Here is a 22,695-nt window from a genome sequence, read left to right on the forward strand (position 1 = left end):
ACGCCGCCGACCTACAGCGGCGGCCCATGCGCACGGCGCCCGGGCTGCCACCCACCTTCACCGCGCCCGGGCGGCAGCCCATGCGCACCGCGTCCGGGCTGCCACCCACGCACACCGCGCTGATCTGCGTCGCTCTGCCCGGCCTCGCCATCTCCGGCGAGTCGGGGCAACTGTCCGGCCGGGGGCTGGACGGCTTCTACCGAGGCGGAAGGCGGCTGCTGTCGCGGTGCCAGGTCAGGGTTGCCGGCCGGGAACCGCTGGCGGTGCAGGCGCGGATGACCGCAGCCGACAGTGCCCGCTTCGTGGGCACGCTGCGCCTCTCCCCGGCGACGGGACCCGATCCCGACGTCGTCGTCGAGCGGACGCGTTGCGCCGACGGAACCGAACGGATCGTTTTCCGCAACGCCGCTCTGCGCCACCTGCGTCTGCCTCTCGAAGTCGCCCTCAGCACGGATCTCGCGGAGCTCGGCGCCATCGCTTCCGGTGCGGCGGGCCCCGAACTCCCGGCCACGGTCCGCGACTCGGGCCTGCGCTGGACCACGACGAGCGCCGCGGCCTGCGTCACGGCCGACCCGCCACCCGCCGACGCCCTGGCGTCCGCCGGACTGCTGCGCTGGGAACTCGACCTGCCACCGAGCGGGGCGGCAGTCGTGGAACTGCGGGTACGAGCCGACGGAGCGGCTCCACTGCGGGCCGTGGGACATGCCTCGTCCCGTCCCCTCGCACCCGCTCGAGCAGCCGGCGATGATCCCCGGGTGGCCCCCCTGCTGCAGGCGGCCGTCGCCGACCTCCAGGCACTGCTCCTTCGCGACCCCGCGCACCCCTCGGACACTTACCTCGCCGCGGGTGCCCCGTGGCGCTGCGGCATGGCCCCCGCCGACGCCCTCGCAGCCGCCCGTATGGCCCTGCCCCTGGGCACGCGCCTCGCCGCGGGCACCCTGCGTGCCCTGGCCCGCACGCAGCTGCCGGGGCCCGGCCCCGGAACCGGCATGATCCCCGGGCCACGACGCGACGCCGGTCCCCTTCTCCCGCCGGGCTGCACGGGAACCGAGGCCACACTGCTCTTTCCCGTCCTGCTCGCCGAGGCCCGCAGATGGGGACTCCCCGAGCAGGAGACGGAGGAACTGCTGCCCGCGGCCGAACGCTGCCTGACCTGGCTGCGCACCACCGTCGCTGACGGGACCTACCTCTCCGATCCGCAGCCCGCAGGGCCGGCCCGCTGCGAGACGCAGGCCCAGGCCTACCGCGCGGCGCTGCTGGGCGCCGACCTCCTCGACGCGTGCGCGAGACCGGGGGCCACGGAGCTGCGGGAGTGGGCCGGGGCCCTGCGGTCCGCCTTCCGGACCGGCTTCTGGATCGACGACCACGGCGGCGGCCGCCCGGCCGCGGCCCTGGCGCCGGACGGCCGTCCCGTGCCGCACCTGGGTTCCGCCGCGGTCCACCTGCTCGACACCGGGCTGCTCGGCTCCGGCAGGTTCGCCCCGGGCCTCCTGGACAAGGTGCAGACCGAGCACCTCGCCAGACTGCTCGGCGGCCCCGCCATGGATGCGGGCTGGGGGCTGCGCGGCCTCGGCAGCAAGGAGGCGGCGCACAACCCGTTCGGCCACCGGAGCGGAGCCGTCCGAGTCCACGAGAGTGCGCTCGCCGTCGCCGGCCTGGCCGCCGCCGGATACGAGAGGGAGGCCGCCGGCCTGCTGACGGGCCTGCTGGAAGCGGCGGACCACTTCGGCCACCGGCTGCCCGAGATGTTCGGCGGAGAACAGCGCTCCGCAGGCAGCGCGCCCCTGCCCCATCCGGCGGCCTGCCGTCCGGCGGCCACCGCAGCGGCCTCCGTGGTCCTGATGCTCACCGCGATCGCCGGTATCCGTCCCGACGCCCCCGCCGGCACCGTCATCCTGCGCCCCGTGAGCAGTGCCCCGCTCGGCGAACTGGGTCTGACCGGGCTCCGCGTGGCGGGCGCCCCGTTCGCCGTGCGGGTCAGCCGACTGGGACTCGCCATGGTCGAGGAGGCCGCGGACGGCCTGCAACTGGGGGTGTGAGCCCGGCGCCGACGCCTGTGACCTCGTACGACGTGACCGTCACGACGAACGGGACCCGGCCTTGGCTTCCTTCGGGAACGGAGCTGGGGGCACGACCTGCGCGACCGACGAAGGGAGTGTTTATCGTCAGGCAGACGACTATGATCGCCGCATGCCCTACGACCCGTCAGCGTTTCCGCCCTTCGCCGTCACCGTGGACCTGGTCGTGCTGACCGTGCGCCGCCATGCCCTGTGCGCGCTGGCGGTACGCCGGGGCGAGCCTCCGTTCCAGGGGCGCTGGGCACTGCCTGGCGGCTTCGTACGGGCCGACGAGAACCTGTCGCAGGCGGCGGCACGCGAGCTGGCCGAGGAGACGGGGCTGCGCGCCCACGATCCCTCGGCCCCGGCCCAGGACAACGGAGCCCACCTGGAGCAGCTCGCCACCTACGGCGACCTGGAGCGGGATCCGCGCATGCGCGTGGTGAGCGTCGCTCATCTCGCGCTCGCGCCCGACCTGCCCGCACCGCGCGCGGGCGGCGACGCGAGCAACGCGCGCTGGGCGCCGGTGGAGGAACTGCTCGAGCAGGGCGGATACGGCCGCGACGGCGAGCCGGTGGCACCGCTGGCGTTCGACCACGCCCGGATTCTCGCCGACGGGGTGGAGCGGGCACGGTCCAAGATCGAGTACTCGTCGCTGGCCACCGCTTTCTGCCCGCCCGAGTTCACCGTCGGAGAGCTGCGCCGGGTCTACGAGGCGGTCTGGGGCGTGGCCCTCGATCCGCGCAACTTCCACCGCAAGGTGACCGGAACGCCCGGATTCCTCGTCCCCACGGGAGGTACGACCACCCGCCAGGGCGGCCGGCCGGCCCAGCTCTTCCGGGCCGGCGGGGCCACCCTGCTCAACCCTCCGATGCTGCGCCCCGAGGTCTGAGCCGCCGCCCGGACGGCCGCCGCTGCCAAGGGCGAGCCGGCCGTGCGAGCCGGGCCCCGGCTGCGTCGAACGGCGGACACGGACGGGGTTGTGCATGCGGCACTCCGCGACAGAACGCGCTATACACCAAAAAATGGGACATAGCGCGCTATCTTGCTGCAGGTGATCCAGGCCTTCGGACTGACCAGCAACCCCCGCAAGGCGCACCCGCCCGCCATCGACGACGTCTCCTTCGAAGCGCGCGCCGGGCACGTCACCGCGCTCCTCGGCGGCGCCGGCGCGGGCAAGACGACGGCGCTCAGACTGATGCTCGAGCTTCAACCCGGTCGTGGCATCACCTACTTCAAGGGGCGGCCCCTGCACCGGATCGCGCATCCCGCCCGGGAGGTCGGCGTGCTCCTCGGTGACGTGCCAGGGCACCCGGCCCGCTCGGTCCGCGGTCATCTGCGCATGCTGTGTGCGGCGTCGGGGCTTCCCGCGCGCCGCGCCGACGAGGTCCTCGAGGTGGTCGGCCTGGTCAGCCTTCGCGAGGAGCGCCTCGACACGCTGTCGTGCGGCGTGGACCGCAGACTCGGCCTGGCCTGCGCTCTCCTGCCCGACCCGCACACGCTCGTCCTGGACGCACCCACCGACGGGCTCTCCGCCCGTGAGGCGCAGTGGCTGCACAGCATGCTGCGCGCGCACACCCGCCAGGGCGGCACCGTGCTCTTCACCACGGCCGACCCCAAGGAAGCCGCGCGGACAGCCGACCGCGTCGTCACCCTCGACGGTGGCAGGCTCGTCGCGGATCAGGAGGCCAAGGAGTTCGCCCGCACCCGGCTGCGCCCCCGGGTCGCCGTCCGCAGCCCCCACGCGGCGCGCCTCGCGGCCCTGCTCGCCAAGGAGGCCCGCACCGCCCGCCGATCCGTGGAGGTCGTACGGGAGGGCGGCAACCGCCTCTCGGTGTACGGCAGCACGACCGCCGACGTCGGTGAGACGGCGTTCCGCAACGGCATCCTCATCCACCAACTCGCGGACGAGGTCGGCGACATGGGTCCCGGTGCCGAACGAGGCGACGGTGCGGAGGCTGACGGCGTACGGCAGGCTCGGGGCGAGTCGGTCGTCCCGCACTCGCCTGGGGCGTCCCTGGAGGCGGCCACCGCGGAAGCCGGTCCGGCGGAGCGGGAGCCCGCGCGATCCGGCTCATCGGCGTCCGGCCGGCGCGGCGCGGGGATCGGCTCATCGGTGACCGGCCCGGGCGACGCGGAGCGTTTCCGGCCGGTGGAGCCGGGCGATGCGGACTCCGCCCTGGCGGCAGCGGGTACCGGCACCGCCGCTGCGCTCGACGCCTCCCGGCCGGACCCGGAGACCCCGGCGTCGGCCGGCGCGTCACGGGGCCGGCGCGGTGCGGCGCCGGACGTCTCGCCGGAGGAGCGCGAGAACTGTGCACGGAGCCCGTCGGCAACGGAGCGCGCAGCGTCCGGCATCAGTGCGGCCCGGGAAGACCTCCTTGCGGACCGGGAGTCGTGGATCCGCTCCGGGGGCGCAGGGTGGGCCGGATCGGGGCGGCCCGGACGGGAGCGTGCGCAGGCCGGTGGCGGCGAGCGGTCATCCGCCGGGGAGGACCCCGCCCGCGTGCTGGGGCCGGAGCAGTCGGAGAGCACCTGCGCCACTACGGCGCAGGCCGCGCGGATTGCCGCGGGCGGTGGGGAAACGGTGCGCGACGCCGTCGGGCTCGGCGCTGGGGCGACTCCGGCCGAGGCGCCCACGGCGGCCGGCCTCGACCGGGCCGCCGACGCGACGACAGTGCCGGACACCGGCCAGGCCGACGACGCGAGACCCTCGAAATCACCGGCGGGCGGCAGGAGCAGCGTGGCAGCGGGCATCCTCGCCACGCGCACCCGGCTGCCCGGCGCCAGGAACCCCGGCACCGGTAAGCCGCTGACCGGCCGCGCCGTACGCCCCGAAGGCGCGGTCGCACCCGATGCCCTCTCTCCTCTCCCGCCTCCCATCTCCGTCCTGCCCGCACCCGCCCCGCTCCGCCCCCTGCGCTACGAGATCCGGCGCGCCGCCGGGGTCGGTACCGGCTTCTTCACCTGCGCCGGCGCGCTGGTGGTGTCCGCGATCACGGCCGTAGTGCTGGCCCGGCTCGGTCACACCCCGCACGAACGGCTGTTCGCCGCATGGCCACGGGAACTGCCGCTGCCGCCCGCGGCGCTCGCGGCGGGGCTGCTCGGTGCGCTGGCGTTCGGGGACGAGTTCCGCCACCCCGCCCTGGCGGCGGACCGCGGCACCGTGCCCCGCAGGCTGGGGCTGCTGACCGCGAAACTGTTCGTCTCCGGAGCCACCGCCCTGCTGCTCGCCTTCCTCACCGTGGGCTGCGACGCCGAACTCCTGTACCTCGTCTACGGGCGGGAGCTGACACAAGTTCCCGCGGACTGGCTCTCGCTCGGCGCGGGTTGGTTCGCACTGGTGGTCGGGTGCGCCTGGGCCGGCGTGCTGGCGGCCGGAGTGTTCCGGTCCACCACGGCGGGTCTGGCCGCGGTCCTCGCCGTACCCGTCCTCGTCGTACCGCTCGTGCACCAGGCGCTGCGGGGCTCTGGGATGCGGATGGCGGCCGGCGTCCCGATGCGGATGCACGAACTTCTGCTGCTGCAGTGGCCCTTCGGGGGAGAGCGATATCTGGTCGCGGTGTTGCGGCTGCTCGCCCAACCCGTGGGCGGAGCAATGGTGTTGTCGCTGACGGGACTGCTCTGTGCCTATCTGTCCACGACCCTGCGCACCCGGGTCCGATGACGACCGTCCGAGCGCTTCCGGTCCCGTGGTGCGCACAACTCCCCGCAGAAAGCACATTTCTTTCCGATAAGGCGTCAATTGCGACGGTGTGAGCGATCACCCTTTCGTGTGCTTTTCACCAAAGACCTCAAGGGAGTTGGAGACGACGCCGACAAAGGATCCGTGAGTACCCTTGCGCACACCATGATGACCGCCGCCCGCCCCGCAGACTCAGGTCTGACCGGCTCGGGCGATCTCGACCGCTACCCCTACGCCGAGGCCCCGATGGCCGACCGCGTCGGAGCGCCCTCCTGGGAGGGCACGGAGCCGGAGCTGGGCCGCGTCGGCCGGCGTGCCACGGGCAGCCGCGGGCGCGGGCTGCACGGACAACTCGTACAGCAGCTGGGGCAGATGATCGTCTCCGGCGACCTGGGTGCGGACCGCCCCCTGGTGCCCGAGGAGATCGGCCAGCGGTTCGAGGTCTCCCGTACCGTCGTCCGTGAGTCCCTCCGCGTGCTCGAGGCCAAGGGGCTGGTCAGCGCCCGCCCCAACGTCGGCACGCGCGTGCGTCCCGTCAGTGACTGGAACCTTCTCGACCCGGACATCATCGAGTGGCGCGCCTTCGGGCCGCAGCGCGACGACCAGCGCCGTGAGCTCAACGAGCTGCGCTGGACGATCGAGCCGCTCGCAGCCCGCCTCGCCGCCGGGCACGGGCGCGAGGAGGTGCAGCAGCGCCTGTGCGACATGGTCGAGATCATGAGCCACGCCATGGCGCAGGGTGATGCCCTGACCTATTCGCGTGCGGACAACGAGTTCCACGGGATGCTCATTCAGATCGCCGGCAATCGCATGCTGGAGCACCTCTCCGGGATCGTCTCGTCGGCCCTTCAGGTATCGGGCGGCCCGGTGACCGGCTGCGACCGGCCCAACGAGGCGTCCCTCGCGCAGCATGCGCGGATCGTGGACGCCCTCGGCACCGGTGACGGCACGGCCGCGGAGTCGGCCATGCGCCAGCTGCTCACGGTCCACCCCGAGGTGGAGCGCGTGGTTCCCGCCCCGCGCGAGCACTGACCCGTGACGAGGCGGTGCGGTCGCCGGTGTGCGGCGTCCTCGTTCTCCTAGCCGCGCCGGACCGGTTCTCGAGGCCACGCCGGCCCTGGGTACCGGACCCCGCCGGACCCGCCGGATCCTCTGGAGCCGGCGGGTCCGGCGGTGCGACGGGCCGCCGTGGTGCTGTTCACTGGCCGGGAGTGCGTCACCAAAGTCTCGGTCTGCCCATTTCCGACCGTTTTTGAACGCTTACGGGGTGTGACTCGGGCCACGCGGATTGGGCGTAACGCTCGCGGGAGCAGTGCGATGACCTAAGAGGTGACAGCCGCGGAGGGAATACGGACGCCATGACAGGCGCTGTGCATCTTCCCGGCGCCGCCCGCTCCGTCGGCCCATCCCCAGGCCGGTGGTCGGCTCCCGTCCGCACCGGACGATGCCGGAAGCCGTTTTCCAACGTTCCGAGAGGTTGTTCGTGTCGGCCAGCACATCCCGTACGCTCCCGCCGGAGATCGCCGAGTCCGTCTCTGTCATGGCGCTCATTGAGCGGGGAAAGGCTGAGGGGCAGATCGCCGGCGACGATGTGCGTCGGGCCTTCGAAGCTGACCAGATTCCGGCCACTCAGTGGAAGAACGTACTGCGCAGCCTCAACCAGATCCTTGAGGAAGAGGGTGTGACGCTGATGGTCAGTGCCGCAGAGCCCAAGCGCACCCGAAAGAGCGTCGCAGCGAAGAGCCCGGCCAAGCGCACCGCCACCAAGACGGTCGCGGCGAAGACGGTGACCACCCGGAAGGCCACCGCCACCACGGCCGCCCCGGCCGTGCCCGCCGCCCCGGACGATGCCGATTCCGCCGAGGAAGCCACGCCCGCGAAGAAGGCCGCCGCCAAGAAGGCGACCGCAAAGAAGGCCGTAGCCAAGAAGGCCGTCGCGAAGAAGACGGCCGCCAAGAAGACCACGGGCAAGAAGGACGACGGCGAGATCCCCGAGGAAGAGGTCCTCGAGGACACCAAGGTCGCCGACGAACCCGAGGGCGCCGAGAGCGCGGGCTTCGTCCTGTCCGACGAGGACGAGGACGACGCGCCCGCCCAGCAGGTCGCCGCCGCCGGCGCCACCGCCGACCCGGTCAAGGACTACCTGAAGCAGATCGGCAAGGTCCCCCTGCTCAACGCCGAGCAGGAGGTCGAGCTGGCCAAGCGCATCGAGGCGGGCCTGTTCGCCGAGGACAAGCTGGCCAACGCCGACAAGCTCGCCCCGAAGCTCAAGCGCGAGCTGGAGATCATCGCCGAGGACGGCCGCCGCGCCAAGAACCACCTGCTGGAGGCCAACCTCCGTCTGGTGGTCTCCCTGGCCAAGCGCTACACCGGCCGCGGCATGCTCTTCCTGGACCTCATCCAGGAGGGCAACCTCGGTCTGATCCGCGCGGTCGAGAAGTTCGACTACACCAAGGGCTACAAGTTCTCCACGTACGCCACTTGGTGGATCCGTCAGGCGATCACCCGCGCCATGGCCGACCAGGCCCGCACCATCCGTATCCCGGTGCACATGGTCGAGGTCATCAACAAGCTCGCGCGCGTGCAGCGCCAGATGCTCCAGGACCTGGGCCGCGAGCCCACCCCGGAGGAGCTGGCCAAGGAACTCGACATGACCCCGGAGAAGGTCATCGAGGTCCAGAAGTACGGCCGCGAGCCCATCTCGCTGCACACCCCGCTCGGCGAGGACGGCGACAGCGAGTTCGGTGACCTCATCGAGGACTCCGAGGCCGTCGTCCCCGCCGACGCCGTCAGCTTCACGCTCCTGCAGGAGCAGCTGCACTCCGTCCTGGACACCCTGTCCGAGCGCGAGGCCGGCGTCGTCTCCATGCGGTTCGGCCTGACCGACGGTCAGCCGAAGACCCTCGACGAGATCGGCAAGGTCTACGGGGTGACGCGTGAGCGCATCCGTCAGATCGAGTCCAAGACCATGTCGAAGCTGCGCCACCCGTCGCGTTCGCAGGTGCTGCGCGACTACCTCGACTAGGCTGCGGCCTCACGACGGCGAAGGCCCGGTTCCCCTCGCGGGGGCCGGGCCTTCGTGCTGCGAGCCACGACGCACTGGATGACTCTGGGTGTTCCAGAAGTACCCCAGAGTAAGGATCTCGCATGCGTGGTTCCGTTGTCCGGGCGCTGATCCGGCCGCTGGCCCTGGCGGCCACGATGACCGTCATACCCCTGATGGGCGCGGCTCCTGCCGCCGCCGACAGCGTGGTGGTGGGGGGGTTCCCGATCAAGATTTCGCAGGCTCCGTGGACGGTGGCGCTGTCCAGCCGTGACCGGTTCGGAGGTACGCGGGCGGGCCAGTTCTGCGGCGGCGTGGCCATCTCGCGCACCGCGGTGCTCACCGCGGCCCACTGCATGGCCGAGGAGGTCCTGGGCGCCCCGCCGGACCTCGTGGACGACCTCAAGGTCATCACGGGCCGTACGGATCTGCTGGCGGACGAGGGAGACGAGGTCGCCGTCCGCGACGTCCAGGTCAACCCCGGGTACGACAGTGCGACCAACTCCGGCGACTTCGCCGTGCTCACACTCGCCGGGGAGCTGCCGCAGTCCGCGGTCGTGACCATGGCGGGCGCGGGCGACCCCGCCTACGCGCCGGGTACCGAGGCCACGGTGTCGGGCTGGGGCGACATCACCGGAGGGGGTGCCTACGCGCGTCGGCTTCGGGCGGCACGCTTGCACGTGCTGTCCGACGATCTCTGTTCCCGCGCCTATCCGGGCGGACCGGACGGCACCTACCAGGCCGACACCATGCTCTGCGCCGGCGAGGCCACCGGAGGCCCGGACGCCTGTCAGGGCGACAGCGGCGGCCCGCTGGTGGCCGGCGGGCGGCTGATCGGGCTGGTGTCGTGGGGGAGCGGCTGTGGACGGCCTGGAAGCCCTGGCGTCTACACGCGCGTCTCCGAGGTCGTCCGGGCCCTGCGACCGGGAGCTGAGGGCCCGGGGAGGCCGTACAGCCGCTCCTGAGGGCCGCACGCGGGCATGAGCACGGGCGGCCGCTCCTAGGGAGGGAGCGGCCGCCCGTTCACCGGCCTGTGCCGGGGCTGGCTCGTCGTGTGTGCGAGATTCAGCGCTCTTCTTCCGAAGCGGTGTCCGGGGCGGACGTCAGTCGCTCCGTCTCGTCCTGTATCTCAGCGGCGATCTTCTTGAGTTCCGGCTCGAACTTGCGACCGTGGTGGGCGCAGAAGAGCAGTTCTCCGCCGCTGAGCAGGACCACGCGCAGGTAGGCCTGGGCGCCGCAGCGGTCGCAGCGATCGGCGGCCGTCAGCGGGCTCGCGGGGGTCAGAACAGTAGTCACGTCGCCTCTTCTCTAGCTCGACGAGCTGTCGTACCAGGGTCAACATCCAACCAGCCCGAAAACGTTCCCGCTCGTGGCTTTTCCTCGAAAAAATCTTTCCGTGGCGGCTGTCTGCTGCCGGTTGGCGGCGAATGTGCCGTAGTGCGTGTCTGGAGTGCTTACGGGTTCGCGCGGTTTGGGGGGTCTTGATCCTCCCGGCTGGCTTGCCGGTTTGTTCATGAGGACGTGCCCGGAGCCTAAATGGTTCATGCCTCCAAGGGAACGTGATGTGTACTTCACCCCATCGAGGGATCGAACAGATATGCGAGCTTGGATTAGTGTGGGTTCCCGACGAGGGTGGCGTTACACCGGCTCTACCAGGCCTCGGTACCCTCTGAGCGGCGACCGAAGCCGACCCCTTACCCAGAAGGGGGCCATCTGAAATTCAGCGAGGAGCGAACCGCGTGACCGCCGATACGTCCGTGCCGTCCACAGCGCTGCTGGCAGGAGCAGACCGGGACGGTTCCAACTACACCGCGCGGCACCTGCTCGTCCTCGAGGGCCTCGAAGCCGTGCGTAAGCGCCCTGGCATGTACATCGGCTCGACGGACAGTCGCGGCCTGATGCACTGCCTGTGGGAGATCATCGACAACTCCGTGGACGAGGCCCTCGGCGGCTACTGCGACCACATCGAGGTGGTCCTCCACGACGACGGCTCCGTGGAGGTGCGGGACAACGGCCGCGGCATCCCCGTGGACGTGGAGCCCAAGACCGGACTGTCCGGCGTGGAGGTCGTCATGACCAAGCTCCACGCCGGCGGCAAGTTCGGAGGCGGCTCCTACGCCGCGTCCGGTGGTCTGCACGGCGTCGGTGCCTCCGTGGTGAACGCGCTCTCCGCCCGTCTCGACGTCGAGGTGGACCGCGGTGGGCAGGTGCACGCCATCAGCTTCCGGCGCGGCGTCCCCGGCGCCTTCGCCGGTGCCGGCCAGGAGGCCAGGTTCGAGGCCAAGAGCGGCATGCGCAAGATCAGGAAGATCCCCAAGACCCGCAGCGGCACGCGCGTGCGGTACTGGGCCGACCGGCAGATCTTCCTCAAGGACGCCAAGCTCTCGCTGGAGACCCTGCACCAGCGGGCCCGCCAGACCGCCTTCCTGGTGCCCGGCCTGACCATCGTCGTCCGCGACGAGTTCGGGCTCGGCGAGGGCGGCAGCAAGGGCGAGGAGTCCTTCCGCTTCGACGGCGGCATCAGCGAGTTCTGCGAGTACCTGGCGAACGACAAGCCGGTCTGCGACGTCGTCCGATTCTCCGGTCAGGGCAGTTTCAAGGAGACCGTTCCGGTCCTGGACGAGCACGGCCAGATGACGCCCAAGGAGGTCACCCGCGAGCTTGGCGTCGACATCGCGCTGCGCTGGGGCACGGGCTACGACACCACGCTCAGGTCCTTCGTCAACATCATCGCCACGCCCAAGGGCGGCACCCACGTCGCCGGCTTCGAGCAGGCCCTCACCCAGACGATGAACGACGTCCTGCGCGCCAAGAAGATGTTGCGCGTGGCCGAGGACAACATCGTCAAGGACGACGCCCTGGAAGGCCTCACCGCGGTCGTCACCGTGCGCCTGGCCGAGCCGCAGTTCGAGGGACAGACCAAGGAGGTCCTCGGCACCTCGGCGGCCCGTCGCATCGTTAACAGCGTGGTCACCAAGGAACTGAAGGCGTTCCTGACCGCCACCAAGCGTGACGCCGCGGCCCAGGCCCGGGTCGTCATGGAGAAGGTGGTGGCGGCCGCCCGTACCCGCGTCGCGGCCCGGCAGCACAAGGACGCCCAGCGGCGGAAGACCGCCCTGGAGTCCTCCTCCCTGCCGGCCAAGCTGGCCGACTGCCGCAGCGACGACGTCGACCGCAGCGAGCTGTTCATCGTCGAGGGCGACTCCGCGCTCGGCACGGCCAAACTGGCCCGGAACTCCGAGTTCCAGGCACTGCTCCCGATCCGCGGCAAGATCCTCAACGTGCAGCGGTCATCGGTGACCGACATGCTGAAGAACGCCGAGTGCGGCGCGATCATCCAGGTCATAGGAGCGGGCTCGGGCCGCACCTTCGACATCGAGCAGGCCCGCTACGGCAAGATCATCATGATGACCGACGCCGATGTGGACGGCTCTCACATCCGCTGTCTGCTGCTCACGCTGTTCCAGCGCTACATGCGGCCCATGGTCGAGGCCGGCCGCGTCTTCGCCGCGGTGCCGCCGCTGCACCGCATCGAGATCGTCCAGCCGAAGAAGGGGCAGGACAAGTACGTCTACACGTACTCCGACCGTGAGCTGCGCGACAAACTGATGGAGTTCCAGACCCAGGGCGTCCGGTACAAGGACTCCATCCAGCGCTACAAGGGCCTGGGCGAGATGGACGCCGACCAGCTGGCCGAGACCACGATGGATCCCCGCCACCGCACGCTGCGCCGCATCAACCTCTCCGACCTGGAGGCAGCCGAGCAGGTCTTCGACCTCCTGATGGGCAACGACGTGGCACCGCGCAAGGAGTTCATCTCCAGCTCGGCGGCGACGCTGGACCGCTCGCGCATCGACGCGTAGCCGGCTTCGCCGGCTTCCCGCCGATCGGGGCCGCCGGAAGGCGGCCCCGACGGGCCCGTCGGCCCGTCGGCCCCGGCGGGTGTGACCCTTCGGGCCTGCCTCTTCGAGCGGGCCGGACTCTTCGTGCCCGGCCGGCCGCCTGCGGAGCCCGGCCGGCCGCCCGTGGGCCTTTGCCGGGCGCCTATCGATCCCGGTCGCCGCACCTTCGATCCCCGGGCGCTCCACCCCCGGGTGGAGACCCGCCGCTGTCCGGATCCACCCGTGATCCACCCCCGCGCCGATCTCCTGACCTGGGAATCTCCGTAACTTCGAAGGCGCCGGCAGTCCTCGCTTCCGGCACCACCTTCTCGCTCACGGAGGCTCTGATGTCCGGGCTCGTCAACGCGCTCGTGATCGTGGCCGTCGTCGGCGCCGTGATCGTGCGGCAGTTCCGCGCACGCGCAATCACCACGGACCGGCGCTGGTGGCTGGTGCCCGTGATCCTCACCGTCGTAGCACTGCGTGAGCCCGGCATCCTCGACACCCACCACCGCGTCGAATCCGCCGTCCTGCTCGCCGTCGAGCTGCTCATAGGGCTGGCCACCGGTGCCGGCTGGGCCTTGACCACCCGCGTGTGGACGGCCACCGACGGCGTGGTGTGGACCAAGAGCACCAGGGCCAGCGGTGCCGTGTGGGTCGGGGGCATCGCCCTGAGAGCCGCTGTCTTCGGCCTCGGCGCCTGGCTCGGCCTGCACCAGGACAGCGCCGGCCTGATGCTGGGCCTCGCCGGCACCCTGCTGGTCCGCGGCGCGATCCTGGTCCGGCGGGCGCAGTCCGAGGGCACCGCGAGCCGTCACGCCACGGCGTACGGTGACGGCAAAGGGCTGGCGTGGAAGGAGAGCGTGTGACCGAGAACGCCTGGACCCGCTGGCCCTCGCGCGAGGCTCTCGGCCGCGAGGCGATCACCCGGCCACGGCGCGTGCTGGGCTGGACCGTCAGGCTGTCGGCGTGCGCAGTGCTTCTGTGGAGCGCGTTCAGCCACCGGCACGTCGGAATCTGGGGAGCGCTCGCGGCGGCTGTGGGAGTGGTCGTCGCCGTGCTCGCCGCATGGGCCGTCTTCTGGACGACCTACGAGCACCGGCTGCTGCGATCCCTGGCGCTCATGGGCGTACTCCTGGCCATCGCGGTCGCCGCCCAGGCCACAGGATTCCGGATCGCCGCTCTCGTGATCTTCTGCGCCTGCGGCGTCAGCGCGCTGCAGAGATTCCCGCTCGCCGTGGCCGGCCCGCTGGCGGCGATCGCACTGACCGCGTACTGCGCGTTCGACAACGACGCCTGGCTGACCACCGCCGTCACCGTGGCCGGCATGGCGCTCGCCGGCTACGTGCTGCGCCTGGACGCCGAGGCCCGGGGCAGCGCCCAACGGCTGCTCGCCCAGGAGCGGGCCGCTCTTGCCGCCGAGGCCGAGTCCGCAGCCCTGACCGAGCGGGCCCGGATCGCCCGGGAGATCCACGACGTGCTCGCCCACAGCCTCTCGGCCCAGCTCGTGCATCTGGAGGCGGCCCGGCTGCTGATCGAGAACGGCGCCGAGCGTGAGCGGATCCTCGAGCGCGTGGTGGCCGCCCGCGGCATGGCCCGCGACGGCCTCGCCGAGACCCGGCAGGCGCTGTCCGCCCTGCGGGGCGAGCTGACCCCGCTGGAGGACTTCCTGACCGAACTCGTCAGCCCGGCGGGCAACGCGGAGGTCACCGTCACGGGTGAGCGCAGACCCCTGCCGGCCGAAGCCTCCCAGGCCGTCCGCCGGGTCGCGCAGGAGGCACTGACGAACATCCGCAAGCACGCGCAAGGCGCCAAGGTGCTCCTGCGGCTCGACTACAGCGAGCACGAAGTGACGCTGGACGTGCGGGACTCGGGCGGCTCACCGGGCGAACTCACCGCCTCCGGAGGCGGGTACGGTCTGCTGGGTATGCGTGAGCGCGCCGAGCTGCTCGGCGGTTCGCTGGCCGCGGGACCGGACGAGGAGGGGTTCGTGGTGACGCTGAAGGTGCCCGTATGACGCGGACTGAGGAGGAGAAGAAGCCGGCACGGGTGGTGGTCGTCGACGATCAGACCGTGGTCCGCGAGGGCATCGTGATGCTGCTGGGTCTGCTGCCCGGGGTGGAGGTCGTCGGTGCCGCCGGCGACGGTGAGGAAGCGGTGCGCCTCGTCGGGGAAGTCGCCCCGGACGTCGTCCTGATGGATCTCAGGATGCCCCGCTGCGACGGCGTGGAGGCCACCCGGCGGATTCGGGCCCAGTACCCCGGCACCCAGGTCGTGGTGCTGACCACGTACGCGGACGACGAATCCCTGTTCCCAGCCCTGCAGGCCGGGGCGCGGGGCTACCTGACCAAGGACGCGGGCGGCGACGAGATCGTACGGGCGGTGCAGAGCGTGCTGTCGGGGGACGCGGGGCTGTCGCCGAGCATCCAGCGCCGCCTGCTCGAGCGGCTCTCGCAGCCCGAGCCGGGACCGGCGGCCACCGAGGCGCCCGACGGGCTGACCGCGCGTGAGACCGAGGTCCTGGTACTCATCGCCGAAGGCCTCACCAACCAGGAGATCGCCCGCCGACTGCATGTCTCCACCGCGACCGTGAAGACACACATCAACAACCTCTTCGCCAAGACGGGACTCAAGGACCGGGCACAGGCGGTGCGTTACGCCTACGGCAAGGGGCTGGTGCGCCCGCCCACCCGCTGAATCACCTGATGGGGTGAAGACCCGGGGGAAGAAGAGTCAGGGAACTTCCCGATCTGTCCATCCTTGGGCATGCAGTCAAGCAATGACCGTGCCCACGGAGTCGGGGACGGTCCGGAGAGCTCCCCCGAGCAACGGGAAGAGCACGGCGCGCCCGCCCGCGACATCAGGTACGAGGACCCTTGGTACGACGCCCTGGCCACCGGCTGGGGCGAACCGGACGGCATCGGCAGGCCGGTACCGGCCGTGCCGTCCGCTCGCCGGGAGCGAAGCGGAGCAGATGTGCGGGCCCGAGACGTGTACGTAGAGGTGCAGCGCAGCGAGGCCTTCCAGGAAGTGCGGGCCAGGTACCGACGGTTCGTGGTGCCCGGCGTCATCGCCTTCCTCGCCTGGTACGTGGGATACGTGGTCATGGCGACGACCGCGCCCGGGCTCATGGCCTACCCCGTGGCGGGCGCGGTGAACGTGGGGATGCTCGCGGGACTCGGACAGTTCCTCAGCACCTTCCTGCTCACCTGGGCCTACTCCCGGCACGCCCGGTTGCGCCGGGACCGCGCGGCGCTGGAACTGCGCTGGGACACCCAGGAACTGACCCGCGGCGCGCAGGGAGGTGCCTCGTGACGGGCGGCCACCAGACCCTCGCGCTGCTGCTGTTCAGCGGATTCGTCGCGATCACCCTGGGCATCACGACCTGGGTGAGCCGCAAGCGGCATGGCTCGGCGGAGGAGTTCTACGCGGGTGGCCGGCTGTTCTCCCCGATGGAAAATGGTTTTGCCATCTCGGGTGATTACATGTCGGCCGCCTCCTTCCTCGGGGTCCCGGGGCTCATCGCGCTGTACGGGTACGACGGGCTGCTGTATGTGGTGGGCTTCTTCGTGGCGTGGCTGGTCGTGCTGTTCCTGGTGGCCGAACTGGTCCGCAACTGCGGGCGGTTCACGCTGGCCGACGTGGTGGCGGCGCGGATGAGCGAGCGCCCTGTGCGGATCGCCGCGGGAACTTCCTCCGTCACGGTGTCCGTTCTGTATCTGGTGGCGCAAATGGTCGGGGCGGGCAGCCTGGTGGCGCTGCTGCTGGGGCGGTCGAGCGGTGCCGCCCAGGCCTGGATGGTCATCGGCGTCGGCGCGCTCATGGTGATCTATGTGACGTTGGGAGGGATGCGTGCCACCACCTGGATCCAGATCGTGAAGGGGGTTCTGCTGCTCGGCGGGACCGTCGCGCTGACCGTTCTCGTCCTGGTCCGCTTCCACGGGGACTTCGACCGGTTGCTGGTCACGGCCGCGGAGCGCAGTGGTGAGGGGAACTCGTTCCTGGCGCCCGGCCTGAAGTACGGCGGGACCTGGACCGCCCGTCTCGACTTCATCAGCCTCGGGCTCGCCCTGGTGCTGGGCACGGCGGGGCTGCCGCACATCCTGTCCCGCTTCTACACCGTGCCCACGGCGCGGGCCGCCCGCCGCTCCGTGGTGTGGTCCATCGGCCTGATCGGTGGGTTCTACCTGATGACGATCGTCCTCGGGTTCGGGGCGGCGGCCGTCGTGGGCCCGGAGGCCGTGCGCGGCTCGAACGCGGCCGGGAACACGGCCGTCCCGCTGCTCGCCCTCGATCTGGGCGGCGGAGCGGGCTCCACCGGCGGAACCGTTCTGTTCGCGGTGGTCGCCGCCGTCGCCTTCGCCACGATCCTCGCGGTGGTCGCCGGCATCACGCTCGCCTCCTCCGCCTCGGTGGCCCACGACCTGTACGCGTCGCTGCGGCGCCCCGACCGCAAGGCCCGCAGTGAGGTGGCGGTGGCGCGCTTCGCGGCGGTCGGTATCGGCGTCGTCGCGATCGCGCTCGGTCTGCTGGCCCGCGATCTGAACGTCGCCTTCCTCGTCGGGCTCGCCTTCGCGGTCGCCGCGTCGGCGAATCTTCCGGTGCTGCTCTACTCGCTGTTCTGGGGCGGCTTCACCACACGCGGCGCGGTGTGGGCCGTGTACGGTGGGCTGGTCCCCGCGCTCGGGCTCGTGCTGCTGTCCCCGGTGGTGTCCGGCAGCCCGGGCTCACTCTTCCCGGACATCGACTTCCAGTACTTCCCGCTGCAGAACCCGGGCATCGTCTCCATTCCGCTCGGCTTCCTCGCCGGCTGGCTGGGCACGGTCACCTCGGACGAGGTCGCGGACGAGGCCAAGTACGCCGAGACCGAGGTGCGGTCGCTGACCGGGGCGGGAGCCGTGTAGGAGGAGGGGGCGCGGCCGTCCGCTCAGCCGCGGGTGGCCCAGACGTAACGGTGCTCCGGGCGGCCCGCGTCGCCGTACTTCAGGGTCAGCCGGGCCCGTCCCGTGCGCTCCAGGAGCTTCAGATAGCGCTGGGCGGTCTGCCGGCTCACTCCCGTCCGCTCGGCGATCTCCTGGGCGGACAGCGCGCCTTCGGCGTTCATCAGCGCCTGGCGCACCAGTTCGGCCGTGGTGGGGGAGTGCCCCTTCGGCAGCCCCGGCTCCGACGCGGCGGACAGGGCGCCGAAGATGCGGTCGACCTGCGCCTGTTCGGCCTCACCGCCGCCGTCCAGGGTGCGCCGCAGTTCGGCGTACGCCTCCAGCTTCGCCCGCAACCCGGCGAAGGCGAACGGTTTCACCAGGTACTGCAGCGCCCCGTGCCGCATGGCGGCCTGGACGGTCGTCACGTCCCGTGCCGCGGTCACCATGATCACGTCGGTCTGATGACCGCGCCGGCGCATCTCCCGTACGACCGCGAGCCCCGTGCCGTCGGGCAGGTAGTGGTCCATCAGCACCAGGTCGAGCCGGGGCAGGGTCTCCACCTGGCGCAACGCCTCCGCCGCGTCGTGAGCCTCGCCGGCCACGTGGAATCCGGGCACCTTCTCCACGTAGGCGGCGTTGACCCGGGCCACCCGGGAGTCGTCGTCGACGACCAGGACCTCGATCACCGGGTCTCCTCCTCGGCGGTGGCCGGGACGTTCGCGGGGACCGTACCGGACTCGGCGGGCTCGGCGGTCCGGGAGAGTGCCGGATTCGGCCCGGGCTCGGTCAGCGCCTCGGGCAGGATCACGGTGAACTCCGCACCGCCGCCGTCCGCCCCGTCCACGCGCGCGCTGCCGCCCTGCCGTTCGGCGAGCCGGCGCACCAGGGAGAGCCCGATGCCGCGCTGGCCGTGCGCGGGCGGCGCCTTGGTGGACCACCCCTCGGTGAAGATCAGCTCCCGCTGGTCCGCCGGGACTCCTGGGCCCGTGTCACGCACCCTCAGGACGACCGTACGGCCCTCGGTGCGCAACTCGACCTCCACGCGCGCGTGCGGGGTGCCGGCGACCGCGTCGAGGGCGTTGTCCACGAGGTTGCCGACGACCGTGACCAGGCCCCGCGGGTCGATCAGCCGGTCCGGGAGGCCGGTCCGCTGCGACACCCGCAGGGCGACCTGGCGCTCGGCGGCCACGGTCGCCTTGCCCACCAGCAGCGCGGCCAGCAGCGGGTCGTGGATCCTCTCGGTGACCTGCTCGGCGGTGACCCGGTGGTCGCCGACCACTTCGCCCACGAACTCCACCGCGTCGTCGTACATCTCCAGTTCCAGCAGTCCGAGCAGCGTGTGCATGCGGTTGGCGTGTTCGTGGTCCTGGGCGCGCAGCGCGTCGATCAGGCCGCGCGTGGAGTCCAGTTCCCGTCCCAGCTGTTCCAGCTCGGTGCGGTCGCGCAGCGTCGCCACGGCGCCGCCGTCGTCGGTGGGCATGCGGTTGGCGACCAGGACGCGCCGGCCGCGCACGGTGAGCAGATCGGTGCCGGCCACCCGGCCGGCCAGGACGTCCGTCGTGCGGCCCGCGCCGAGCGCCTCGTCCGGGGTCCGCCCGACCGCCTCGTCGCCGATGCCGAGCAGCCGCCGGGCCTCGTCGTTGAGGAGGCGGACGCGGCCGCCGTGGTCGAGGGCCACCACACCCTCCCGGATGCCGTGCAGCATGGCCTCGCGCTCCGCGAGCAGCGCCGAGATGTCGGAGAAGGCCAGGTCCCGGGTCTGCCGCTGGACCTTGCGGGAGATCAGCCAGGCGGCCAGCGCGCCCACCGCGAGAGCGCCCCCGGCGTAGGCGAAGAGCCCGGGGATCGCACTGATCAGCCGCGCCCGAACACTGTCGTAGGCGATGCCGACGGAGACCGCGCCGACGATGCGGTGGTCCGCGTCGTACAGCGGCACCTTGCCGCGCGCCGAGCGTCCGAGGGTGCCCCTGTCGATCTCCATGACCTCGTCGCCGGCCAGCGCGTCGGTCGGGTCGGTGGAGACGCGCCGGCCGATCCGGGAGGCCGTGGGATGCGACCAGCGCACCCAGTCCCGGCCCAGCACCACGATGTACTCGGCGTGGGTGGCCCGCCGGATCCGTTCCGCCTCCCGCTGCACCGGGCCGTCCGCGGTCGGCCGGGTGGCGCGGACCCCCTCGGCGATCTGCGGGTCCTGGGCGGTGGTCGCGGCGATGGCGAGCGCGCGCCGCATGGCCTCCTGGTCCAGCTGCCTGCTCAGCGGCGCGAGGAACAGTCCGGTCGCGAGCACCGCGACTCCCGCGGCGATCGCCACCTGCATCAGCAGCACCTGTGAGAACACCCGCCGCGGCAGACCCAGGCGCAGACGGCGGGCGGGGGAGGTGGGGCTCATGCCCCCGACGGTACGTGTCGGGCACCGACGCACCCCAGGGGGTGTGGCGTGGATCTCCTGGCCGGTTCTCGGGGCAACGGCGACTCGTCCCGGCGGGGGCTCGGACCCCTCTCGGCGAGCTTGACGCAGATCGCCGCTCGGCAGGCCGGCGCCGTCGGTCGTGCGTCACGCGCAGACCCGGTGGCGTTCAGGTAGGCCGGCGCCGTCGGTCGTACGTCACGCGCCTGCCCGGTGGCGTTCAGGCAGGCCGGCGCCGTCGGTCGTACGTCACGCGCCTGCCCGGTGGCGTTCAGCGGGCCGGTTCCGTCCGTCGGTCGGTCGTACGTCACGCGCCCGTCCGATGGCGTTCAGCAGACCGGTTCCGTCGGTCGGTCGTACCTCGCGCGCCCGCGCAACGGCGTGCCACAGGCCGGCGCCATCGGTCGCACCTCGTGCGCGAGCGCCGCTCAGCGGGCCGGTTCCGTCGGTCGTACCTCGCGCACCGCCACCACGTCCATCCGCGCGGGAGTGCCCAGTACCGCCGCGCCGCAGCTCTCCGGGCGCGGCGGCAGCGACGCCGCCTGTGCCACGCTGACCCGCCAGCGGCGGCCGTCGGCGTGGCCGACGGTGACCTCCCAGCGCGGGGCCGCCCCGTCGGTACGCAGGACGTTCAGCACGCCTGCCCGGTATTCGCCCGCAGCCGACCGGACGGCCAGCTCGGCCGCCTGGCCGGGCCGTTCCCAGGCGGAGCACCCGCGGCACCCCTCGACGACCACGCGGCCCTCCTGGACGCCGTGCAGGGCCTCCTTGACGGTGTGTGCCTCGGCGCGGCCGTACGCGTAGCCGTACGGCAGGACGAGCACCGTCGGCGAGAAGCGATGTCCACCCAGATGGGTGACCTCCCAGACCCCGTGCACCCCGGAGGCGATCAGCTCCGCGGCGAGGGGGCGGCCCAGGAGGGCGCAGCAGCGGTCGCGCTTGCCGTTGGTGCACACGAGCGCGAGGGGGTCGCCGCGGTCCGGACGGCCACCGAGCACCGAGCCGAAGGAGCGGTGGTCGCCCGCGCCGAGGGCGGCGAAGTCGAGTTCGAGCAGCCGCCGCGGATCGCGGGTGCTGGTGCTGTGCAGCCACACCCGGCCCGGAACGGTGTGGGCGGCGTACACCCGCCGGATCGGAGGCGGCCCGGGGTCGGCGTGGCGCCCCGGGCGCCGGATGAGCGCGACGCGCACACCGGTGCCCTTCGCCGCGGCCTCCAGGGCGCGGCCCAGCGCGGGGTCCAGGTGGCTCGAGGTGAGCGCCTTGGCACCCCACGGGCCGGGCTGTTCCAGCAGCAGCCATGTCGTCGCCGTGGCGGCGGTACCGGAGACGGGCTCGTCGAGGCCCCGGGAGACGGTGGCACACCTACTCACAGAGGTGAGCCTAACCTGAGCCTGCCCAGGGCGACTTCCGGCCGTGCCCGCGACCTGCCCCGTGCCCTACTCCGGCAGGGGCTGCGGCGGTCGCGGGCCGACGTAGTGACCGCTGGGCCGCATGCGCAGCGGCCGCTCGCCGTACTCCTCCATGGCGTGCGCGATCCAGCCCGCCGTCCGGGCGACGGCGAAGATCGTCTCGCCTGCCGTGGCCGGCATCCCGCAGGAGGCGGTGAACACCGCGAGGGCCAGGTCCACGTTGGCGTGCAGGGGAGTGTGCCGTGCGGTCGTGGCCACGATGTCGCGGGCGGCGAGCAGCGCGGGCTCCGCGCGCGGGACCTGCTCCAGCAGGCCGAAGAGCACGCGGGCGCGAGGGTCCTCGCCGGCGTAGAGCCGGTGTCCGAGACCGGGGACGCGGCGGCCCGCGCGCAGTTCGTCGGCGATCACCGGAACCGCTGTGCCCTGGTCGAGCACGTCGAGCAGCATGCGGTGGGCCAGTCCGCTGGCGGCGCCGTGCAGCGGGCCCTCCAGGACGCCGAGACCGGCCGAGACGGCCGCGTAGGCGTGCGCGCGTGCCGAGGCCGCGACGCGGACGGCGAGGGTGGAGGCGGCCAGGTCGTGGTCGGCGAGCAGGGCCAGCGCGGTGTCCAGGACGCGCAGGGAGGCCTCGTCGGCGGGACGGCCGGTCAGCCGGCCCCAGAGCCGGTGGGCCAGCGGGCCGTCGCTCCGGTGGCCGTGCGGGGCGGGGGGCAGCGCCGCGACGAGTGTGGGGATGAGCAGGCGCGCCGTGTTCAGCACGGCCTCTTCGGACAGGTCGAAGCGCAGCGGGTCCTCGGCGGCCGCGGCGATCGCCGCCACCCGCAGACGGTCGGAGGGGGAGGCGTGCTCGGACAGGGCGTCCACCGCACGCCGGGCGACCCGGACGGTGGTCCCGGGTGCAGAGAACGTCACGCCCGGGGTCAGCCGGCCCGTCCACAGCCACTCCGCGACCTCTTCGTAGGAATGCCGGGAGGCCAGCTCCACGGCGTCGACGCCCCGGAAGAAGTACCGGTCCTTCTCGATGAGCGTGATGCGGGTCCGTACCGACAGGTCGCTCCCGGAGCCCGGCCCCCCGGCGGCCTCGCGCCGGTTGCGCCGGGCGAGGGCCTCCACCTCCTTCGCCTCGAAGGTGCTGGCCCGGCCGCCGGGTTCGCGTCGGCTGCTGAGCAGGCCGCGACTCACGTACGCGTAGACCGTCTCGGGCTTCACGCCGAGCACCTCGGCGGTCTCCTTGGTGGTCAGCCGCCCCTCGAGGCGGCCGGGAACGGGTTCGTGATCGCGCATGGGGGTC

Annotated in this window: 17 protein-coding genes; 12 read left to right on the plus strand and 5 right to left on the minus strand. The window is 72.3% G+C overall.

Annotated features, from left to right (window positions below; genetic code table 11):
- Positions 1 to 80: 80 nt before the first annotated feature.
- From ACGFT2_RS26300 to ACGFT2_RS26325, 6 genes are all read left to right on the plus strand, one after another.
- Complete coding sequence (locus ACGFT2_RS26300) at positions 81 to 2,039, plus strand: glycogen debranching N-terminal domain-containing protein (protein ID WP_393282862.1); 1,959 nt, start codon at positions 81 to 83, stop codon at positions 2,037 to 2,039.
- A 151-nt stretch (positions 2,040 to 2,190) separates the two neighbouring features.
- The gene (locus ACGFT2_RS26305; RefSeq protein ID WP_393282393.1) at positions 2,191 to 2,949 is read left to right on the plus strand and encodes an NUDIX domain-containing protein; all 759 of its coding nucleotides are present in this window, start codon (positions 2,191 to 2,193) and stop codon (positions 2,947 to 2,949) included.
- A 162-nt stretch (positions 2,950 to 3,111) separates the two neighbouring features.
- Positions 3,112 to 5,724, plus strand: a complete 2,613-nt coding sequence (locus ACGFT2_RS26310; protein WP_393282396.1) for an ATP-binding cassette domain-containing protein — start codon at positions 3,112 to 3,114, stop codon at positions 5,722 to 5,724.
- A 162-nt stretch (positions 5,725 to 5,886) separates the two neighbouring features.
- Complete coding sequence (locus tag ACGFT2_RS26315) at positions 5,887 to 6,774, plus strand: FadR/GntR family transcriptional regulator (RefSeq protein WP_393282398.1); 888 nt, start codon at positions 5,887 to 5,889, stop codon at positions 6,772 to 6,774.
- A 451-nt stretch (positions 6,775 to 7,225) separates the two neighbouring features.
- A complete protein-coding gene (locus ACGFT2_RS26320) occupies positions 7,226 to 8,767 on the plus strand; it encodes an RNA polymerase sigma factor (protein ID WP_393282402.1) in 1,542 nt (513 codons plus the stop codon).
- Between the two features lie 122 nt (positions 8,768 to 8,889).
- Positions 8,890 to 9,750: a serine protease gene (locus ACGFT2_RS26325; protein ID WP_393282404.1), complete on the plus strand. Its 861-nt coding sequence runs from the start codon at positions 8,890 to 8,892 to the stop codon at positions 9,748 to 9,750.
- Positions 9,751 to 9,850: 100 nt separating this feature from the next.
- On the opposite strand, the gene ACGFT2_RS26330 is transcribed toward ACGFT2_RS26325, so the two are convergent.
- Complete coding sequence (locus tag ACGFT2_RS26330) at positions 9,851 to 10,081, minus strand: hypothetical protein (protein ID WP_393282407.1); 231 nt, start codon at positions 10,079 to 10,081, stop codon at positions 9,851 to 9,853.
- Between the two features lie 443 nt (positions 10,082 to 10,524).
- Here ACGFT2_RS26330 and ACGFT2_RS26335 point away from each other — a divergent pair, with 443 nt between their 5' ends.
- The 6 genes from ACGFT2_RS26335 to ACGFT2_RS26360 all read left to right on the plus strand — a co-directional run bounded on the left by ACGFT2_RS26335 (position 10,525) and on the right by ACGFT2_RS26360 (position 17,570).
- Positions 10,525 to 12,648, plus strand: coding sequence for a type IIA DNA topoisomerase subunit B (locus tag ACGFT2_RS26335; protein WP_393282410.1), 2,124 nt, complete (start codon positions 10,525 to 10,527; stop codon positions 12,646 to 12,648).
- A gap of 365 nt (positions 12,649 to 13,013) precedes the next feature.
- Positions 13,014 to 13,535, plus strand: coding sequence for a DUF1453 domain-containing protein (locus tag ACGFT2_RS26340; RefSeq protein WP_393282412.1), 522 nt, complete (start codon positions 13,014 to 13,016; stop codon positions 13,533 to 13,535).
- Positions 13,532 to 14,683 (plus strand): sensor histidine kinase, encoded by a 1,152-nt coding sequence (locus tag ACGFT2_RS26345; RefSeq protein WP_393282415.1) that lies wholly within the window; start codon positions 13,532 to 13,534, stop codon positions 14,681 to 14,683. The genes ACGFT2_RS26340 and ACGFT2_RS26345 overlap by 4 nt, the downstream gene beginning before the upstream one ends.
- The gene (locus ACGFT2_RS26350) at positions 14,680 to 15,363 is read left to right on the plus strand and encodes a response regulator (RefSeq protein WP_393282417.1); all 684 of its coding nucleotides are present in this window, start codon (positions 14,680 to 14,682) and stop codon (positions 15,361 to 15,363) included. The genes ACGFT2_RS26345 and ACGFT2_RS26350 overlap by 4 nt, the downstream gene beginning before the upstream one ends.
- A gap of 69 nt (positions 15,364 to 15,432) precedes the next feature.
- Positions 15,433 to 15,981 carry a DUF485 domain-containing protein gene (locus ACGFT2_RS26355; protein WP_393282420.1) on the plus strand — a complete coding sequence of 183 codons (549 nt, stop codon included), beginning with the start codon at positions 15,433 to 15,435 and terminating at the stop codon, positions 15,979 to 15,981.
- Complete coding sequence (locus tag ACGFT2_RS26360; RefSeq protein ID WP_393282423.1) at positions 15,978 to 17,570, plus strand: cation acetate symporter; 1,593 nt, start codon at positions 15,978 to 15,980, stop codon at positions 17,568 to 17,570. The genes ACGFT2_RS26355 and ACGFT2_RS26360 overlap by 4 nt, the downstream gene beginning before the upstream one ends.
- Positions 17,571 to 17,593: 23 nt before the next feature.
- Here ACGFT2_RS26360 and ACGFT2_RS26365 read toward each other — a convergent pair whose 3' ends face one another.
- From ACGFT2_RS26365 to ACGFT2_RS26380, 4 genes are all read right to left on the minus strand, one after another.
- On the minus strand, positions 17,594 to 18,274 hold the full coding sequence (locus ACGFT2_RS26365) for a response regulator (protein ID WP_393282426.1): 681 nt from the start codon (positions 18,272 to 18,274) through the stop codon (positions 17,594 to 17,596).
- Entirely contained in the window at positions 18,271 to 19,977 is a 1,707-nt protein-coding gene (locus tag ACGFT2_RS26370; RefSeq protein ID WP_393282428.1) for an ATP-binding protein, read from the minus strand. The genes ACGFT2_RS26365 and ACGFT2_RS26370 overlap by 4 nt, the downstream gene beginning before the upstream one ends.
- A 446-nt stretch (positions 19,978 to 20,423) precedes the next feature.
- Positions 20,424 to 21,365 (minus strand): sucrase ferredoxin, encoded by a 942-nt coding sequence (locus ACGFT2_RS26375; RefSeq protein ID WP_393282431.1) that lies wholly within the window; start codon positions 21,363 to 21,365, stop codon positions 20,424 to 20,426.
- Between the two features lie 66 nt (positions 21,366 to 21,431).
- Positions 21,432 to 22,688 carry a citrate synthase gene (locus tag ACGFT2_RS26380; RefSeq protein ID WP_393282434.1) on the minus strand — a complete coding sequence of 419 codons (1,257 nt, stop codon included), beginning with the start codon at positions 22,686 to 22,688 and terminating at the stop codon, positions 21,432 to 21,434.
- Positions 22,689 to 22,695: the final 7 nt, after the last annotated feature.

It is taken from the genome of Streptomyces sp. NPDC048514 (genome assembly GCF_043199955.1).
Taxonomy (GTDB): domain Bacteria; phylum Actinomycetota; class Actinomycetes; order Streptomycetales; family Streptomycetaceae; genus Streptomyces.

Coding starts and splice junctions, on each gene's coding strand:
- ACGFT2_RS26370 (WP_393282428.1), bottom strand. CDS start 19,977: ATGAGCCCCACCTCCCCCGCCCGCCGTCTGCGCCTGGGTCTGCCGCGG.
- ACGFT2_RS26300 (WP_393282862.1), top strand. CDS start 81: ATGCGCACCGCGTCCGGGCTGCCACCCACGCACACCGCGCTGATCTGC.
- ACGFT2_RS26380 (WP_393282434.1), bottom strand. CDS start 22,688: ATGCGCGATCACGAACCCGTTCCCGGCCGCCTCGAGGGGCGGCTGACC.
- ACGFT2_RS26305 (WP_393282393.1), top strand. CDS start 2,191: ATGCCCTACGACCCGTCAGCGTTTCCGCCCTTCGCCGTCACCGTGGAC.
- ACGFT2_RS26350 (WP_393282417.1), top strand. CDS start 14,680: ATGACGCGGACTGAGGAGGAGAAGAAGCCGGCACGGGTGGTGGTCGTC.
- ACGFT2_RS26340 (WP_393282412.1), top strand. CDS start 13,014: ATGTCCGGGCTCGTCAACGCGCTCGTGATCGTGGCCGTCGTCGGCGCC.
- ACGFT2_RS26355 (WP_393282420.1), top strand. CDS start 15,433: ATGCAGTCAAGCAATGACCGTGCCCACGGAGTCGGGGACGGTCCGGAG.
- ACGFT2_RS26325 (WP_393282404.1), top strand. CDS start 8,890: ATGCGTGGTTCCGTTGTCCGGGCGCTGATCCGGCCGCTGGCCCTGGCG.